Origin of the sequence: Bradyrhizobium manausense (assembly GCF_001440035.1) — a bacterium.
Classification (GTDB): domain Bacteria; phylum Pseudomonadota; class Alphaproteobacteria; order Rhizobiales; family Xanthobacteraceae; genus Bradyrhizobium; species Bradyrhizobium manausense.
Genome location: NZ_LJYG01000026.1, coordinates 188,512 through 206,006 on the forward strand (window position 1 = coordinate 188,512; position 17,495 = coordinate 206,006).

Sequence of the window (17,495 nt, forward strand, 5' to 3'; positions counted from 1 at the left end):
AGTGCCCTCGATGGATACGATGAAACTGCAAAAGCGTGCCCCGATGTCGGCCATGCTCGATCCGAAAATCGTGCTGCCCGCCATCCGCGCCTCCTTCGCCAAGCTCGATCCGCGGCTGATGGTGAAGAACCCCGTCATGTTCGTGGTTGAGGTCGTGGCCGCGCTCACCACGGTGATCTTCCTGCGCGATCTCGTCACGGGCGGGGTGAATCTCGGCTTCACTTTCCAGATCGTTGTCTGGCTCTGGTTCACGGTGCTGTTCGCGAATTTCGCGGAAGCCGTCGCGGAAGGCCGCGGCAAGGCGCAGGCGGATTCGCTGCGCAAGACCCGCACCGAAAGCCAGGCCAAGCTCCTGAATGGCGCGGGCCATGATTTCAAGCTGGTGCCGGGCACGAGCCTGAAGGTTGGAGACCTGGTGCTGGTCGAAGCCGGCGACACCATTCCGTCCGACGGCGAGGTGATCGAGGGCGTGGCCTCCGTCAACGAGGCCGCCATCACCGGTGAATCAGCGCCTGTCATCCGCGAGTCCGGCGGCGACCGTTCGGCGGTGACGGGCGGCACCCAGGTGCTGTCCGACTGGATCCGCGTCCGTATCACGGCGGCCCAAGGCTCGACCTTCATCGACCGCATGATCAAGCTGGTCGAGGGCGCCGAGCGGGCCAAGACGCCGAACGAGATCGCGCTGAACATCCTGCTCGCCGGCCTCACCATCATCTTCGTGTTCGCCACCGTCACCATTCCGAGCTACGCAGCCTATGCCGGCGGCTCGATCTCGGTAATCGTGCTGGTCGCCCTGTTCGTGACGCTGATCCCGACGACTATCGGCGCGCTGTTGTCGGCCATCGGCATCGCCGGCATGGACCGCCTGGTGCGCTTCAACGTGCTGGCGATGTCCGGCCGCGCGGTCGAGGCGGCCGGCGATGTCGACACGCTGCTGCTCGACAAGACCGGCACCATCACGCTCGGCAACCGCCAGGCGACGGCGTTCCGTCCCGTGCGCGGGGTGACCGAGCAGGAGCTGGCGGACGCCGCCCAGCTCGCCTCGCTCGCCGATGAGACGCCGGAAGGCCGTTCCATCGTCGTGCTGGCGAAAGAAAAGTACGGCATCCGTGGCCGCGACATGGCCGAGCTTGGCGCGACCTTCATCCCGTTCACGGCGCAGACCCGCATGAGCGGCGTCGATGCCGGCGGCTCGTCGGTGCGCAAGGGCGCGGTGGATGCCATGTTGAACTATGTCGGCGGCGGCGCTCCGACCGCCGTCGCTTCCGGCAACACGGCGAGGGCGATCCAGCCTGCGGCTCTCTCCGAGATCGGCCGCGAGATCCAGACGATTGCCGACGAAGTGTCGAAGTCCGGCGGCACGCCGCTGGCGGTCGCCAAGGACGGCCGGCTGCTCGGAATCATCCAGCTCAAGGACATCGTCAAGGGCGGCATCCGCGAGCGCTTTGCCGAGCTGCGCCGCATGGGCATCCGCACCATCATGATCACGGGCGATAATCCGATGACGGCGGCCGCGATCGCGGCCGAGGCCGGCGTCGACGATTTCCTGGCGCAGGCAACGCCCGAGGACAAGCTCAAGCTCATCCGCGACGAGCAGGCCAAGGGCAAGCTGGTCGCCATGTGCGGCGACGGCACCAACGACGCCCCGGCGCTGGCGCAGGCCGATGTCGGCGTCGCCATGAACACCGGCACCCAGGCCGCCCGCGAGGCCGGCAACATGGTCGACCTCGACTCCAACCCGACCAAGCTGATCGAGGTGGTCGAGATCGGCAAGCAGCTCTTGATGACGCGCGGTGCGCTGACCACCTTCTCGATCGCCAACGACGTCGCAAAGTATTTTGCCATCATCCCGGCGATGTTCCTGGCGTTCTACCCGCAGCTCAACGTGCTGAACGTCATGAACCTGTCGAGCCCGCAGAGCGCCATCCTGTCGGCGATCATCTTCAACGCGCTCATCATCGTCGGCCTGATCCCGCTGGCACTCAAGGGCGTCGCCTATCGCGCGGTCGGTGCCGGCGCGCTGCTTCGGCGCAATCTCCTGATCTACGGCTTAGGGGGTATCGTCATTCCCTTCATCGGCATCAAGGCGATCGACCTAGTAGTGGTCGCTCTGCACCTGGCCTAACTGCGTCATCGAGAGGAGCGATTTTCACTGTCATTCCGGGGCGCCTCGAAGAGGCGAACCCGGAATCTCGAGGTTCCGGGTTCGATGCTTCGCACCGCCCCGGAACGACAGGGAGATGCTTCGCTCACGGTGACGAACTCATAGGAGACCCAACATGCTCAGAGAAATCCGCCCCGCCATCGTCCTGTTGCTGGTGCTCACCGCCATCACGGGCCTGGCCTATCCACTCGCCATGACCGGCATTGCCGGCGCGATCTTCCCTGCGAAAGCGCAAGGCAGCCTGATCGAGAAGGACGGCAAGGTGATCGGCTCCGCCCTGATCGGGCAGGAGTTCAGGGATGACAAATATTTCCACGGCCGCCCCTCGGCGACGCTGGCGCCGGACCCGAGCGATTCGAGCAAGACGATCCCGGCGCCCTACAACGCCGCCAATTCCGGTGGCTCCAATCTCGGCCCGACCAGCAAGGCACTGGCCGACCGGCTGAAGGAGGATGTGGACAGGTTGAAAGCCGAGAATCCGGATGCCGCCGTGCCGGTCGATCTGGTCACGACCTCGGCCAGCGGTCTCGACCCCGACATTTCGCCGGAAGCGGCGCAATTCCAGGTGCCGCGCGTCGCCAAGGCGCGCAAGATGTCGGAAGAGTCGCTCAAGCGGCTGGTCGCCGCCAGCACCGAGGGCCGCCTGCTCGGCCTGCTCGGCGAACCCAGGGTTAACGTTCTGGCGCTGAATCTGGCGCTGGATCGTGCGTCCGCGAAGTAGCGTCTAGGCCGGCAATATCAGGATGATTATATTGGCCTGATGGTTCAGCAACGCCGCGATCCCGAACAACGACCATCGCCCGAGGCGCTGCTGGAAGCCGCGCGCCGGGAGGAGAGCGCGAGCGGCAAGCTGAAGATTTTCGTCGGCGCCGCCCCCGGCGTCGGCAAGACCTACGAGATGCTGCAAAGCGCCCATGCCAGGCGCAAGGCCGGCATCGACGTCGTGGTCGGTTTCGTCGAGACCCATGGCCGCGCCGAGACCGAGGCGCTGGTGCGGGGACTGGAGGTCGTCCCGCGCAAGCGGCTCGATTATCGCGGCCAGATCGTCGAGGAGATGGACCTCGACGCGGTGATCGCGCGGCGGCCGCAGATCGCGCTGGTGGACGAGCTCGCCCACACCAATGCAGCCGGCAGCCGTCACCCCAAGCGTTATCTCGACGTCGAGGAGCTGCTCACGCACGGCATCGACGTCTACACCGCCGTCAACATCCAGCACATCGAGAGCCTGAACGACGTCGTCGCCCAGATCACCCATGTGCGGGTCCGCGAGACCGTGCCGGATTCGATCTTCGACCGCGCCGACGCGATCGAGCTGATCGACCTCACGCCTGACGATCTGATCCAGCGCCTGCGCGAGGGCAAGGTCTACGTTCCCAAGCAGGCCGAGCGGGCGCTGGAGCATTACTTCTCGCCCGGCAATCTCACCGCGCTGCGCGAGCTCGCGCTGCGGCGGACGGCCGAGCGGGTCGATGAGCAGCTGCTCAGTCACATGCAGGCGAACGCCATCGCCGGCCCCTGGGCCGCAGGCGAGCGCATCCTCGTCTGCGTCAGCGAGGATCCCCGCGCGGCCGGCCTGGTGCGCTACACCAAGCGCCTGGCCGACCGGCTGCATGCGCCGTTCACAGCGATCTCGATCGAGACGAGGCGCTCGCTCCAGCTTTCGGACCAGGAGCGCGATCGGCTCGCCGACACGCTGCGGCTCGCGGAGTCGCTCGGCGGCGAGGCGCTGACCATTCCCGCGGTCGGCCGCCGCATTGCCGACGACGTCATCAATTTTGCGCAAGGCAACAACGTCACCCAGATCGTGATCGGCAAGTCGACACGCTCGCGCTGGTTCGAGATGACGCGCGGCTCGGTCGTGCATGATCTGGTGCGGCGCGCCGGCAATATCAGTGTTCACGTCATTCCCGGTGACGAGCTGCCCGGCGAGGCGGCGGCGAAGACGGCGGTGCAGACCGCCGCGCGGGCCGAGCCGTTCAACCCGCTACCCTATCTGAAGGCGCTCGGAATCGTGCTGGTCGGCCTCGGTGCCGCGGAGCTGATCCAGCCCTATTTCGGGATCGAGAATGTCGACCTCGTGCTGCTCACGGCGGTGGTGGCCGTGGCGGTCCGCTATGGCCTCTGGCCCTCGCTGCTCGCGACCGTCGGGGCCTCGCTGTCCTACAATTTCTTCTTCCTGCCGCCGATCTACACCTTCACGATCACCGACCCGACCAACGTCGCCGCCTTCTTCCTGTTCATGGTGGTGGCGATGATCGTCTCCAATGTCGCCGCGCGCGTGCGTACGCAAGCCGACACCGCGATCGGCCGGATCAGGACCACCGAGCAGCTCTATGCGTTCAGCCGCAAGCTCGCCGGCACCGCCACGCTCGACGACGTGCTGTGGGCGACCGCCTATCAGATCGCGTTGATGCTGAAGGTGCGTGTCGTGCTGCTGCTGCCGGAAGACGGCCTGCTCACGGTGAAGTCGGGCTATCCGCCGGAGGACCAGCTCGACCAGGCCGACCTTGCCGCCGCCAATTGGGCCTGGAGCAATGACCGTTCCGCCGGTCGCGGCTCGGATACGCTGCCGGGTGCCAAGCGGCTGTTCCTGCCGATGCGTACCGGGCGCGGTCCGATCGGTGTGATCGGCATCGACAATGACCGCACCGGCCCGCTGCTGACGCCGGACCAGCGCCGGCTGCTGGACGCGCTGGTCGACCAGGGGGCGCTCGCGATCGAGCGCGTGCTGCTGGTCGAGGACATGGATCGCGTCAAGCGCACCGTCGAATCCGAGCGCTTGCGCTCGGCGCTGTTGACCTCGATCTCGCACGATCTGAAGACGCCGCTCGCCTCCGTGCTGGGCGCGGCCTCGACCATGCGCGACCTCGCCGGCGCGCTGTCCGACACCGAGAAGCGCGATTTGCTTGCGACCGTGATCGACGAGTCCGAGCGGCTCAACCGCTTCATTGCCAATCTGCTCGACATGACCAAGCTCGAATCCGGCGCCATCGTGCCCAACACGGCGCTGCACGATCTCGGCGAGATCGTCGGCAGCGCACTGCGGCGGGCCTCGAAGATCCTGACAGCGCACAAGGTGGAGCTGGAGCTGGCGGCCGATCTGCCGATGCTCGAGCTCGATGCCGTGCTGTTCGAGCAGGTGCTGTTCAACCTGCTCGACAATGCCGCGAAATATTCTTCGCCTGAAACCACGATCGCGATCAGGAGCCGGCGCGAGCGTGACCATGTGGTGCTCGAGGTCGCTGACGAGGGCGCCGGCATTCCGCCCGACGAGCTCGAGAGCGTGTTCGACAAGTTCTATCGCGTGCAGAAGGGCGATCATGTCCGCCCCGGCACCGGGCTCGGGCTCGCCATCTCGCGCGGCTTCGTCGAGGCGATGCGCGGCACGATCTCGGCCGCCAACCGCAGCGACCGCAGCGGCGCAGTCCTCACCATCCGTCTGCCGGTTCCGGCACAGACCAAGGCTTTGGATACCGCCGCATGAGCGCTGCCCCGATCAAGGTTTTGGTGATCGACGACGAGCCGCCGATCCGCAAATTGCTGAGGATGGGGTTGTCGACGCAAGGTTACGAGATCCTGGAGGCGTCGAACGGCAAGCTAGCTCTTGAAAAGCTTGCCGAAGAGCCCGCGCTGATCATTCTGGATCTCGGCCTGCCTGACATCCAGGGCCACGAGCTCTTGCGCACCATCCGTGCCCGCAACGAAGCCGTGCCGATCGTGGTGCTGTCGAGCCGTGGCGACGAGGCCGGCAAGGTGCAGGCGCTTGATCTTGGCGCCGATGATTATCTCACGAAGCCGTTCGGCATGGACGAGCTGCTGGCGCGCCTGCGCGCCGCGCTACGGCACCAGTTGCAGGTCCAGGGCGAGCGTCCGGTGTTTCGTAGCGGCGATCTCTCGGTCGATCTGGTCCGCCGCATCGTCAAGCTCGGCGAGCGCGAGATCAAGCTATCGCCGAAGGAATATGATCTCCTGCGCGTGCTGGTCCAGCACGCCGGCAAGGTGCTGACCCATCGATTTCTTCTCAAGGAGCTCTGGGACGAGCTGACCGATGCGCAATATTTGCGCGTCTACGTCCGCCAGCTCCGCCAGAAGATCGAAGCCGATCCGGAGCGCCCGCAATATGTGCTGACCGAGACGGGGATCGGGTACCGGCTGAAGGCAGGGGATTAGGTTGGTCGTCGTTCCGGGGCGATGCGAAGCATCGAACCCGGAACCTCGAGATTCCGGGTTCGCCTCTTCGAGGCGCCCCGGAATGACAGAGAGAGCTACCCCGCCTTTCTCTGCCGCGCCGTCGACCGGTGCGTCTTTTTCGCTGTACGATGTCGTCCCGTCGCACGCCGCGCATGCGACTTGGCCGCCGTTTTTCCGCCGCCGCGCCCCTTCAGGCTCTGCTTCAGCGCATCCATCAGGCTGACAACGTTGCTCGGCCGCTCCTCGGGCTCCGGCAGCTCGATCTTTTTGCCGCTCGCCTTGCGCTTCACCAGCGCCTTCAGCGCGGTCTCGTACTCGTCCTTGAACTTGCTCGGGTCGAAATGCGCCGCCTTGGTGTGCAGGATGTGGCCGGCGAGCTCGACCATGTCCTTGGTGATCTTCGGGCTCTTGATGTCACCGAAGAATTCGTCCTCGTCACGCAGCTCGTAAGGGAAGCGCAGCGTGGTGCCGAGCAGGCCCTTGCCGAGCGGCTCGATCGCGATGATGTGCTCGCGGTTGGTCAGCACGATCTTGGCGAGCGCGACGCGGTCCTGGTCCTTCATGGCGTCGCGGATCACCGCAAAGGCGTCGACCGCGGCCTTGCCGTCGGGCGCGATGTAATAGGGATGGTTGAGATAGCGCTGGTCGATCTCCTCGCTCGGCACGAAGCTCTCGATATCGATGGTGTGGTTGCTCTCGATCTGCACCGCCTCGAGCTCTCCCGGCTCGATCTCGACATATTTGCCCTTGCGCAGCTCATAGCCGCGGCCTTTCTGGTCGCTCTCGACGACGTCACCGGTCTCGGCATCCACCATCTGCTGCTTGAGCCGGTTGCCGGTTTCGCGGTTGATCATGTGAAACCGCGTCTTCTCGGCGGCCGTGGTCGCGGGATAGAGCACGACCGGGCAGCTGACCAGCGAGAGTTTCAACGTTCCCTTCCAATAGGCGCGCGGGGCCATTTCATTCTCCAGTGATTTCAAGGCGTTTTGGAACCCCAACCACCCCATTGGGTTTTGGTTCCGGGTGGGACTTTCGCCGTGATAGGCTTCAACGCGATCAGAAGATGTGGGACCCGTCGTGCTGCAAAAACTCTCCATCTATCGAAAGAAGCGTGATTTCGAAAAGACGCCCGAACCGTCGGGCAAGACCGCGGTGGCGCCCTCGAAGCAACGCCGCTTCGTGATCCAGAAGCATGACGCGACCCGCCTGCACTACGATCTCAGGCTCGAATTCGACGGCGTGTTCAAGTCCTGGGCGGTGACGAAAGGGCCCTCGCTCAACCCGCACGACAAGCGGCTGGCGGTGGAAGTCGAGGACCATCCGCTCGACTATGGCGATTTCGAAGGAACCATTCCCGAGGGCCAATATGGCGGCGGCACGGTGATGCTGTGGGATCGCGGCACCTGGGAGTCCGATGACCCCGAAGCCGGCTTCAAGAAGGGCGACCTCAAGTTCACGCTGCATGGCGACAAGCTGCATGGCAGCTGGGTGCTGGTGCGCATGCGTAACCGTGGCGGCGAGAAGCGCACCAACTGGCTCTTGATCAAGCACCGCGACGAATATGCCAGCGAAGACGAGGATATTTTGGCGGAGGACAAGTCCGTGGCCTCCGGCCGTGCGATGGAACAGATCGCAGGCGGGAAGGGTCGCGCGCCAAAACCGTTCATGCTGGCGAAGGGTAAGGGCAAGGCCGACGCGGTCTGGCAGTCCAACCGCACTGAAGAGACCAAGGGGCGCACGGTCAAGCCGGCGCCTCGCACGGCGCTGAAGAGCAGCAAGGCATCGAAGAAGGCGACATCAGCGACGACGGCCAGGAAGGTCTCGGACATGCCTGATTTCGTGGCGCCGCAGCTCTGCACCCCGGTGGAGCGGCCGCCGGCCTCGGATGGCTGGTGCCACGAGATCAAGTTCGACGGCTATCGCGTGCAGCTTCGCGTCGAGGATGGTGAGGCGACGCTGAAGACGCGCAAGGGCCTCGACTGGACCGGCAAGTTCGCGTCGATCGCGAAGGAGGCCGCCGAGTTGCCGAACGTGATGATCGACGGCGAGATCGTCGCCCTCGACCATAACGGCGCGCCGAACTTTTCCTCGCTGCAGGCCGCGCTGTCGGACGGCAAGACCGATGAGCTGATCTTCTTCGCCTTCGACCTGTTGTTCGCCGAGGATCTCGATTATCGCCGCCTGCCGCTCGGCCAGCGCAAGGCCAGTCTCAAGAAACTGCTGGAGGCGCGCAAGAAGAAGACGAGCCAGATCCGCTATGTCGAGCATTTCGAGAGCGGCGGCGATGCGGTGCTGCAATCGGCCTGCAAGCTCGAGCTCGAGGGGGTCGTCTCGAAGAAGCTGGACGCGCCCTATCGCTCAGGCCGCACCGAGAGCTGGACCAAGGCAAAATGCCGCGCCGGCCATGAGGTGGTGATCGGCGGCTACAAGACCACCAATGGAAAATTCCGCTCCCTGATGGCAGGCGTGCATCGGGGCGATCATCTCGCCTTCGTCGGAATGGTCGGGACCGGATTTGGTGCCGACAAGATCAAGCGCATCATGCCGTCGCTGAAAGCGATGGAAGCCAAGGAAAGTCCCTTCGGCGGCAAGAATGCGCCGAAGAAGACCCGTGACGTGCACTGGCTGAAGCCCGAGCTCGTCGCCGAGATCGAGTTCGCCGGATTCACGGCTGATGGCAACATCCGCCAGGCCGCCTTCAAAGGCCTGCGGCAGGACAAGCCAGCCGAAGAGGTCGAGGCGGAGACGCCTACGGATACCGAACTCGCCAAGCCCTCTACCAGGAAGCGCGTTGCTGCAAAGCCGGCGGCAGGGAAGGGCACCGCCGAAGTGATGGGTGTCGTGATCTCCAAGCCCGACAAGGAGCTGTGGCCCGACGATGGGGAGGGCGCGCCGGTCACCAAGCTCGACCTCGCACGTTATCTCGAGGCTGTCGGCGAATGGATGATCGTGCATCTCAAGGGCCGGCCATGCTCGCTGATCCGCGCACCTGACGGAATCAAGGGAGAGTGCTTCTTCCAGCGCCACGCCATGCAGGGCACCTCGAACCTGCTCGAGCTCGCGCGCGTGTCAGGCGATCGCAAGCCTTACCTGCAGATCGACCGTATCGAAGGCCTTGCCGCGGTCGCGCAGATCGGCGGGGTCGAGCTGCACCCCTGGAACTGTGCGCCCTACGCCTATGACGTTCCGGGCCGGCTGGTGTTCGATCTCGATCCTGCGCCCGATGTCGAATTCCCCGATGTGGTGGAAGCGGCGAAGGAGATGCGGCAGCGGCTCACCGATATCGGCATGGAGAGTTTCTGCAAGACCACGGGCGGCAAGGGCCTGCATGTGGTGGTCCCGCTGCTGCATGGCGCGCGCGACAAGGTGGACTGGAAGGAAGCAAAGGCATTCGCGCAAGGCATCTGTCAGTGGATGGCCGATGACGATCCCGCGCGCTATCTGCTCAACATGTCGAAGAAGCTGCGCAAGGGAAAGATCTTCCTGGATTATCTGCGCAACGACCGGATGTCGACGGCGGTCGCCCCGTTGTCGCCGCGCGCACGTGCCGGCGCCACGGTGTCCATGCCGCTGACCTGGGCGCAGGTGAAGAGCGATCTCGATCCGAAGCGCTACACGGTTCGCACCGTGCCGGGCCTGCTGGCGCGGTCGAAGGCATGGGATGGCTACGATGATGCCGCCGCGTCGATCAAGGCGGCGATCAAGAAATTGGCTGCGAAGAAGTAGACCCGCGCGCCGGGCACAACTGCTGTAGGGTGGGCAAAGCGGAGCGTGCCCACCATCTTTTCGTTGTAGCGAAGATTAGGTGGGCACGGCGCGTCGCGCCTTTGCCCACCCTACGAGATCTCGTCCTAGATCCGGCCCATCAGCAGCAGGACCAGCAGAATGATGATGACGAGCCCAAGCCCACCGCCCCCGTAATAGCCGGTGCCGTAGAACGGACCGCCGCCGATGCCGCTGAAGCCGCCCAGCAGCGCGATAACCAGGATGATCAGAATGATCGTACCGATAGACATGCGAATCTCCTCCAGCCCTTTATCGAAAGGGTTGTTGCAACCTGTCCCGTTGTGTGCGGAGGGCAACTTGCCCGGGGTTTTAAAGTTCCGGGTTTGAAACGGGACGACAGTTCCGACCTGCATGGAACCTTTACGCCTCTATCAGGCATGACTATGTGAGGATCCAGTCACCACGGGGCAGGGCCATGTCAGCACCGCTCGTCGTCTCCATTCCGCATCGCCTCGGTCGCGAGGAGGCGGTGCGCCGGCTCAAGACCGGGCTCGGCCGCGCCGCCGCCAGCATTCCCGTGATGCAGGTCGAGGAGGAGCGCTGGAGCGGCGACACCATGAATTTCCGCATTCGCGCACTGGGCCAGGTCGCGAGCGGGCAGGTCGACGTTAGTGAGGACCATGTCAAGGTCGAGGTGGTGCTGCCGTGGCTGCTGCAGCGCTTCGCCGAGATGGCGCAGGCGACCATCAAGAAGCGCGGGCAATTGCTGCTGACCAAGGATGAGGGAAAGTGAGCGTCAGGCGCCCACGCGCTGTCGCCGGGGCCTGACCGCACTGGCTGCGCGCGCCTTGATGACCGCAGCGGGAAAATCACGGAACGCCTGCGCGAGCGGCAATTCGTTGCCCGCAAGGCCCGGCGCGGTGTAGCCGCTGATGTCGACGGTTGCGTCAAAACCTTCGAGCGCCGGCCACTCGCGTCCCGCTTGCGTGAAGGGCGCGAACTGGCGCGCCACCACGACGATCGCTGCAGCGCGGCCATGGTGGCGGACAAAAGAGATCACATGATCGGCGTGCGCGCCGCGAACATCCAGCGGCTGATAACCGCCTTGCGCAAAAACGTCGGCGAGCTCAGTCCGGAGCCTGAGAAGGTGCCGCGTCCAGGCCAGCTTGAGCCGTCCGTCCGGCCAGGTCCTGATCAGCCCGCCCCAATCAGGTGTTTCCAGCGAAGCCAGCGCCGCTTGCCGTGCAGAAAAATCCACCGGGCGGCGATTATCCGGATCGACCAGCGACAGGTCCCAATATTCGGTTCCCTGGTAGAAATCAGGCACCCCCGGCAGCGTCGCCTTCAGCGTGAGCTGGCTCAGCGAATTCAGCGCACCAAGCAGCGCGATACGGCGGGCCAGAGTGGCAAGCGCATCCAGGAATTCGCCTGATAGGCTGGGGTCGAGAATCTTCTCGATGAAGCTGTTGACGCCGTTTTCATACGCTTCATGCGGATTGAGCCAGCTCGTCTCCTCCTTGCCCTCGCGGGCGGCCTTGAGCGCATAGGCCTGGATGCGCTCGACGAAACTGGCATCCGGCCCTTGAAGGGGCCAGGCGCCGAGCAGGGTCTGGTAGAGCATGTATTCGAACGTTGCCGACGGCGCGCGCAGATTGCCTGACAGCGCGAGGTGCGGCGCGTTCAGCACCTTCCAGCGCGAAACAGTGCTGGTCCATTCGCCTGATATCTCGCTCAGCGCCGTGATCCGCGCTCGCGCATCCTCGCCGCGCTTGGTGTCGTGGGTTGCGGTCGCCGTCATCCCCTGCGGCCATTCCCTGGCGCGGGCGCGCATCGCCTCGTGGAAGGCCGGTATGGTGAGGCCCTTGCTGGCGGGATCGCCGCCGACTTCATTCAGCGCCAGCAGCCGGTGGAACTGGTAGAACGCGGTGTCCTCCAGTGATTTCGCCATCATCGGTCCCGTGAACTGCTGCACCTTCAGTGCAAAGCGGCGCACCCGCGGCGCGCTGTGCGGCGGCCGGCCGGGCTTGAGCAGGTCCATGGTCAGCGCATCGCGCAGGAAGTCGAAAATGCCTTCATCCGCGGCGAACCACTCTGTGCGGGCGCGCGCGATGGTGTCGTCGATCAGCTTGCGGTCGAGCGCGGTCGGGCCGCTATGCGTCAAGTAAGTGCGATAGACCGGGAAGTGCAGCACGTAGAGCTCGAGCGCCTGCCGCAGGCTGTCGGCGGAGAAATCGCGGGTCGAATAGTGCCCGTTGGCGATGCGTGCGAGCAGGCGGGTCAGCACGGTGAACTCGCTGGTCAGCAGCGTTTCCAGCACGCGTCGCTTCGCGTCCTTGACATAGGGCGCGAGCCGCGGCGGCCGGTTGCTGATCTGGCGCCAGGTCTCGTCCAGCGCCTCCAGCCCTTTGGCATCGACCAGCACCTGGGTGATCGCGTTCATCCACTCATAGCCCGTGGTGCCCTGGACGCCGGCGAAGTGCGGCAGCTTCTCGTGCTCGCACAGGATCTTCTCAATCACCGTGTAGAATGGTTTGGCATTGCCTTGCGCGTCGCGCACCAGCCGGCGCAGCCGCTGGCAATATTGCGCAGGGTCGCGCAGGCCGTCGATGTGATCGAGGCGGATGCCTTGCAGTTTTCCGTCGGCGACGAGCTGCTTCACCAGCCGGTGCGTGGCGGCGAACGTGCTCGCGTCCTCGACGCGCAGGCCGGCGAGCCCGTTGACGTCGAAGAAACGGCGATAGTTGATGTCGCTGGAGGCAAGCCGCCAATGGCCGAGCTTGTAGTTCTGCCGCTCCAGCAGGTGATGCAGCGCCAGCGTCTGCGCCGGGCGATCTTTGGCTGCGCGATAGGCGAGGAGGCCGTGCATGACGATGTCGGCGCCGCCTGCGATCTCCTTCAGCTCTGCCTTGAAGGCGGGGGCCTCCTTGCGGTTCGGCCTGCGCAGGCCGGTATAGCGCGCGGCGAGCGAGAGCAGGCGTTTGCCGGCAACGGTATCGGCAGCATCCGCCTCCTTCACGATCATCCGCAATATCTCGCCATAGCGCTCCGGCGCGATCGGCAGGCGGTGCTCGAAATACCAGGCAGAAAAGCTGCCCTCCTCGGGATCGTAGCGCAGCTCAATCTCGCCGCGCTCCAGCGCCTCGCCATAGGACGCGCCGAGGATCGGCAGCAGCACGCCGCCGCGGGCACGATAGGGGAGCTGGTCCCAGTCGATGTCGAAGGAAACGGCGTGCGGCGAGGCCTGGCCCCATTCCAGCACGTCGAGCCACCAGGGATTGTCGGCGAAATGCACGCCGACATGATTGGGCACGAAGTCGACGATCAGGCCGAGGTCGTTCTGTGCGAGCGCCTCGCTCAGCCGGGCAAAGCCGGCCTCGCCGCCGAGTTCGGGATTGAACTGGCTGTGATCGACAGTGTCATAGCCATGGGTCGAGCCCTTGCGCGCTTTCATCACAGGCGAGGCGTAGAGATGGGTGATCCCCAGTGCCTTCAGATAAGGCACGACCGCGGCGGCCTTGTCGAAGTCGAAATCCGCAGTGAGCTGGAGCCGGTAGGTCGCAAGAGGGATCGCGGAAGGCATTTCAACCTCCGAGATGCCAGACCACCGACCAGGGCGGGAGTCGGTCGCCGGCAGCGCCGCCCCAGATCGGCGTGCCCGCGTTGTCGTTGGCATACGCGATGTCGTTGTCGGAAAGATTGGCGGTGAGCCGCAGCGTCGTGCCGTCGCCCATGCGCCAATGCGCGGTGAGCAGGCCGTTGTCTTTCGCCTCGGCATCGCCGAAGCGCGCGTCTTTCAGCCGCGGCATGATCTCCCTGCGGCGAAGCTCGAGCAAGTCGCGCACCAGCGCCAGCCGAGCGTCCTGTTCGGGCGTGCGGCCGGTCCAGTCCAGCACGGCCGATTGCGGCGTGGCAGGATCAAGCGGGTCCGGCACCTCGTCGCCATATTTCGCGTAGGCCCAGGCGTATTCCTGCCTGCGCCCTTTGCGCACGGCATCGGCGAGGCCACCCTGGAAATCGCAAAAAAACGGGAAGGGCATCTTCGAGCCCCATTCCTCGCCCTGGAACAGCATCGGTACCATCGGCGCGAGCAGCGTCACCGCGAGCGCGGCCTCGATCTGCTCGGGCGAGGCCAGGCTCTCCAGCCGGTCGCCGAGCGGGCGGTTGCCGATCTGGTCGTGGTTTTGCAGGAAGTTGACGAAGGTCACCGGCGGCAGCTCACCGCTCGGCTCGCCGCGCGGCTTCTTGCCCCAGAACTCCGAGATCTCGCCCTGGTAGACGAAGCCTGAGGCGAGCGCACGCGCGAGGTCGATGCGCGGGGTCTGGTAGTCGGCATAATAGCCGTTGAGCTCGCCGGTCAGCATCACGTGCCAGACGTGGTGATAGTCGTCGTTCCACTGCGCGCGATATTTGCCGCTCGGCGGCTCCTGCGCGGCATCGAGCAGGCTGGCGCGGTTGTCGCCATTCTCCAGCACCAGATGAATGTGCCGTCCGGTGGCCTTCGCGAGCTCGCCGACGGCGACGCTGAGGTCGTGCAGCATCGACTGCTCGCCCGGGATCGCCATGATGTGGTTGGCGGCATCCAGTCTGAGACCGTCGAACCGGTAGTCAGCCAGCCAGGACAGCGCATTCTCGACCGCGAAGGCGCGCACCTGCGGCATGCGATAATCGATCGTGCTGCCCCAGGGCGTGTGCGCGTCGGTGAAGAAAGATGGCGCGTAGCGGCCGAGGTAGTTTCCTTCCGGGCCGAAGTGATTGTAGACGACGTCGAGGAAGACCATCAGCCCGCGCAGGTGCGCCTCGTCGATCAGCGTCTTCAAGTCCTCCGGACGGCCATAGGCGCTGTCGGGCGCGTACCACAGCACGCCGTCATAGCCCCAGCCGCGCCGGCCGGCGAAATCGGCCAGCGGCATCAGCTCCAGCGCGGTGATACCGGATGCGACCAGATGATCGAGCTTGTCGATCATGGCACGGTAGGTGCCATCGCGCGTGAAGGTGCCGACATGGGTCTCGATCAGCACCGTCTCTTCCCAGGGGCGACCGCGCCAATCCTTGGCGCGCCATGCGAAGGCGTCGTGATCGATCACCTCGCTCGGGCCGAACACATCCTCGGGCTGAAACGCGGAGGCGGGATCCGGCACGTCGATCTCGTCGTCGATCCTGAACTTGTATTGGCTGCCAGGAGCGAGGCCGGCGATCTCGGCGACATACCAGCCATCCTGCCGGCGCTGCATCGCATGTCGCGTTTCGAGCAGGAGATCGACGCGGCGCGCGGCGGGCGCCCACAGCCGGAACGACACGCCGTCCTTGGTCGGCTTCGCTCCGAAGGATGGCCTCATAGCGCCCCCGCGAAGGCGAGCACGGAACGTGGCGGCGCCTTGCTGTCGCTTCCGGACAGTAAATCAACGCTGTTCAGCTTGGCATCCGTCGTGTTCAGGATCTGCTGCCAGCTCTTGTATTCGGGCATTTTGGGCAATTTGAATGCAATCTCTTCCGGGGCGGCGTTCAGAACGATAAAGAGCGCCGCGCTGCCCGGTTCCATCGGTCCCATCACATAAGAGAGGAACCGGCCGTCCGGGAATGTCCAGTCGCTCTCGGTCATCTCATTGCCTTCGGGCGTCAGCCACAGTGCGCCGTAGGAGATGCCGTCCTTGGGCCGGCCGTCGAGCCAGCGATGGCTGCGCAGCTGCGAGAATTTTCGGCGGATGTCTGCGAGATCAGCGACAAAATCGATCATGTCATCGCCGTCCTTGCCGAGATTGTCCCAAGAGACCCAGCCGACCTCGTTGTCCTGGCAATAGGCGTTGTTGTTGCCGAATTGCGTGTTACCGACCTCATCGCCGGCAAGGATCAGCGGAACGCCCTGCGCCAGCATCAGACAGGCCAGCACGTTCTTGCGAAGCTGCCGGCGCAGGCCAAGGATCTTGGGATCATCGGTCGGGCCCTCGACACCGCAATTGTTGCTGTGGTTGTCGTTTGAGCCGTCGCGATTGTCCTCGCCATTGGCCTCGTTGTGCTTTTCGTTGTAGCTGAAGAGATCCGCCAGCGTGAAACCGTCATGAACGGTGATGTGGTTGATGCTTGCGCGCGGCCGGCGCCCGTCGTGATTGAACAGGTCGGACGAGGCCGTCATGCGGCTGGAGATGTCGCCGATCAGGCTGCCTTCGCCGCTCCAGTAGCGGCGCATGGCGCTGCGATAGCGGTCATTCCATTCCGACCATTGCGAGGGGAAGGCGCCGACCTGGTAGCCTCCGAGGCCGAGATCCCAGGGTTCGGCGACGAGCTTGACGGTGGCGAGCACCGGATCCTGCCTGACAGCGGTGAGGAACGAGCTGCCGCGGTCAAAACCGTTCGGGCCGCGCGCCAGCGTGGTGGCGAGGTCGAAGCGGAAGCCGTCGACATGGCAGACCTCGACCCAGTAGCGCAAGCTATCCATCACCATCTGCAGCACGCGCGGATGGGTCAGGTTCACCGAGGAGCCGCAGCCGGTGAAGTCGTCATAATAGCGCGGGTTCTCGCGGTTCAGCCAGTAATAGGAGGCATTGTCGATGCCGCGGTAGCACAGCGTCGGGCCGAGGTGATTGCCTTCGGCGGTGTGATTGTAGACGACATCGAGCATCACCTCGATGCCCGCATCGTGCAGGCGCGCCACCGCGGTGCGGAAGGAATCCAGCGCATTGTCCTGGGCGTAGCGCTGCTCCGGCGCGAAGAAGGACAGCGTGTTGTAACCCCAGTAGTTGGTGAGCTTCTTCTCCACCAGCACGCGGTCGTCGACGAAGCTGTGAACCGGCAACAGCTCGATCGTGGTGACGCCGAGCCTCTTCAGATGTTCGATCATTGCCGGCGACGACAATCCGCCATAGGTGCCCCGCAGATTCGGCGGCACGTCGTCGCGCTTCTGGGTCAGGCCCTTGACGTGGGCCTCGTAGATGATGGTGTCTTCCCAGGCGATGTTCGGCCTGATCTCGCGGCGGCCCCAGTTGAAAGTCTCGTCGACCACGACCGCCTTGGGCATGCCGCGTGCATTGTCGCGCCGGTCGAACGACAGATCCTCGCGCGCCGAGCCGGTGCGATAGGCGAAGTGCGCGTCACTCCAGACCAGCCGCCCGGCGAGCCGCTTGGCGTAGGGGTCGAGCAGCAGCTTGTTGGCGTTGAAGCGGTGGCCGTGCTCTGGCTCGTAGGGGCCATGCACGCGATAGCCGTAGAGCTGGCCCGGCGAGACGTCGTTGAGATAGCCGTGCCAGACATCTTCGGTACGCTCCGGCAGCTCGATGCGCTCGAGCTCGCGCCGACCCTGGCTGTCGAACAGGCACAGCTCGACCTTCTCGGCGTGGGCTGAGAACAGTGCGAAATTGGTGCCGCGTCCGTCCCAGCTTGCACCGAGGCGCGCGGGCGATCCAGCAGTCAGGCGCATCGG

At 64.8% G+C, this 17,495-nt stretch carries 11 protein-coding genes; 6 read left to right on the forward strand and 5 right to left on the reverse strand.

The window, feature by feature from the left end; genetic code table 11:
- Nucleotides 1–10: 10 nt before the first annotated feature.
- From kdpB to AOQ71_RS05880, 4 genes are all read left to right on the forward strand, one after another.
- A complete protein-coding gene (gene kdpB, locus AOQ71_RS05865) occupies nt 11–2,125 on the forward strand; it encodes a potassium-transporting ATPase subunit KdpB (RefSeq protein WP_057743002.1) in 2,115 nt (704 codons plus the stop codon).
- A 154-nt stretch (nt 2,126–2,279) separates the two neighbouring features.
- Nucleotides 2,280–2,885 carry a K(+)-transporting ATPase subunit C gene (locus tag AOQ71_RS05870; RefSeq protein ID WP_057743004.1) on the forward strand — a complete coding sequence of 202 codons (606 nt, stop codon included), beginning with the start codon at nt 2,280–2,282 and terminating at the stop codon, nt 2,883–2,885.
- 39 nt (nt 2,886–2,924) lie between these two features.
- On the forward strand, nt 2,925–5,648 hold the full coding sequence (locus tag AOQ71_RS05875; RefSeq protein WP_057743006.1) for a sensor histidine kinase: 2,724 nt from the start codon (nt 2,925–2,927) through the stop codon (nt 5,646–5,648).
- Complete coding sequence (locus tag AOQ71_RS05880) at nt 5,645–6,334, forward strand: response regulator (RefSeq protein ID WP_057743008.1); 690 nt, start codon at nt 5,645–5,647, stop codon at nt 6,332–6,334. The genes AOQ71_RS05875 and AOQ71_RS05880 overlap by 4 nt, the downstream gene beginning before the upstream one ends.
- 95 nt (nt 6,335–6,429) lie before the next feature.
- Here AOQ71_RS05880 and ku read toward each other — a convergent pair whose 3' ends face one another.
- Entirely contained in the window at nt 6,430–7,314 is an 885-nt protein-coding gene (gene ku / locus AOQ71_RS05885; RefSeq protein WP_057743010.1) for a non-homologous end joining protein Ku, read from the reverse strand.
- A 118-nt stretch (nt 7,315–7,432) separates the two neighbouring features.
- Between ku and ligD the strand changes: the two genes are divergently transcribed.
- A complete protein-coding gene (ligD, locus tag AOQ71_RS05890) occupies nt 7,433–10,081 on the forward strand; it encodes a DNA ligase D (RefSeq protein ID WP_057743197.1) in 2,649 nt (882 codons plus the stop codon).
- Between the two features lie 125 nt (nt 10,082–10,206).
- Here ligD and AOQ71_RS42675 read toward each other — a convergent pair whose 3' ends face one another.
- The gene (locus AOQ71_RS42675; RefSeq protein ID WP_083513970.1) at nt 10,207–10,371 is read right to left on the reverse strand and encodes a DUF3309 family protein; all 165 of its coding nucleotides are present in this window, start codon (nt 10,369–10,371) and stop codon (nt 10,207–10,209) included.
- A gap of 185 nt (nt 10,372–10,556) precedes the next feature.
- On the opposite strand from AOQ71_RS42675, the gene AOQ71_RS05895 reads away from it, so the two are divergent.
- Entirely contained in the window at nt 10,557–10,874 is a 318-nt protein-coding gene (locus tag AOQ71_RS05895; protein WP_057743012.1) for a polyhydroxyalkanoic acid system family protein, read from the forward strand.
- Nucleotides 10,875–10,877: 3 nt separating this feature from the next.
- On the opposite strand, the gene treY is transcribed toward AOQ71_RS05895, so the two are convergent.
- From treY to glgX, 3 genes are read right to left on the reverse strand one after another with little or no spacing between them, the layout of a single operon-like run.
- Complete coding sequence (treY, locus tag AOQ71_RS05900; RefSeq protein WP_057743015.1) at nt 10,878–13,661, reverse strand: malto-oligosyltrehalose synthase; 2,784 nt, start codon at nt 13,659–13,661, stop codon at nt 10,878–10,880.
- A 1-nt stretch (nt 13,662) separates the two neighbouring features.
- Complete coding sequence (gene treZ / locus AOQ71_RS05905; RefSeq protein ID WP_057743017.1) at nt 13,663–15,417, reverse strand: malto-oligosyltrehalose trehalohydrolase; 1,755 nt, start codon at nt 15,415–15,417, stop codon at nt 13,663–13,665.
- A complete protein-coding gene (gene glgX, locus AOQ71_RS05910) occupies nt 15,414–17,492 on the reverse strand; it encodes a glycogen debranching protein GlgX (RefSeq protein WP_057743020.1) in 2,079 nt (692 codons plus the stop codon). The genes treZ and glgX overlap by 4 nt, the downstream gene beginning before the upstream one ends.
- Between the last annotated feature and the right edge of the window lie 3 nt (nt 17,493–17,495).

Excerpts from the sequence above, each read along its gene's own strand:
- kdpB (WP_057743002.1), top strand. The coding sequence starts at position 11 with ATGGATACGATGAAACTGCAAAAGCGTGCCCCGATGTCGGCCATGCTC.
- AOQ71_RS05870 (WP_057743004.1), top strand. The coding sequence starts at position 2,280 with ATGCTCAGAGAAATCCGCCCCGCCATCGTCCTGTTGCTGGTGCTCACC.
- AOQ71_RS05875 (WP_057743006.1), top strand. The coding sequence starts at position 2,925 with ATGGTTCAGCAACGCCGCGATCCCGAACAACGACCATCGCCCGAGGCG.
- AOQ71_RS05880 (WP_057743008.1), top strand. The coding sequence starts at position 5,645 with ATGAGCGCTGCCCCGATCAAGGTTTTGGTGATCGACGACGAGCCGCCG.
- ku (WP_057743010.1), bottom strand. The coding sequence starts at position 7,314 with ATGGCCCCGCGCGCCTATTGGAAGGGAACGTTGAAACTCTCGCTGGTC.
- AOQ71_RS42675 (WP_083513970.1), bottom strand. The coding sequence starts at position 10,371 with ATGTCTATCGGTACGATCATTCTGATCATCCTGGTTATCGCGCTGCTG.
- AOQ71_RS05895 (WP_057743012.1), top strand. The coding sequence starts at position 10,557 with ATGTCAGCACCGCTCGTCGTCTCCATTCCGCATCGCCTCGGTCGCGAG.
- treY (WP_057743015.1), bottom strand. The coding sequence starts at position 13,661 with ATGCCTTCCGCGATCCCTCTTGCGACCTACCGGCTCCAGCTCACTGCG.
- treZ (WP_057743017.1), bottom strand. The coding sequence starts at position 15,417 with ATGAGGCCATCCTTCGGAGCGAAGCCGACCAAGGACGGCGTGTCGTTC.
- glgX (WP_057743020.1), bottom strand. The coding sequence starts at position 17,492 with ATGCGCCTGACTGCTGGATCGCCCGCGCGCCTCGGTGCAAGCTGGGAC.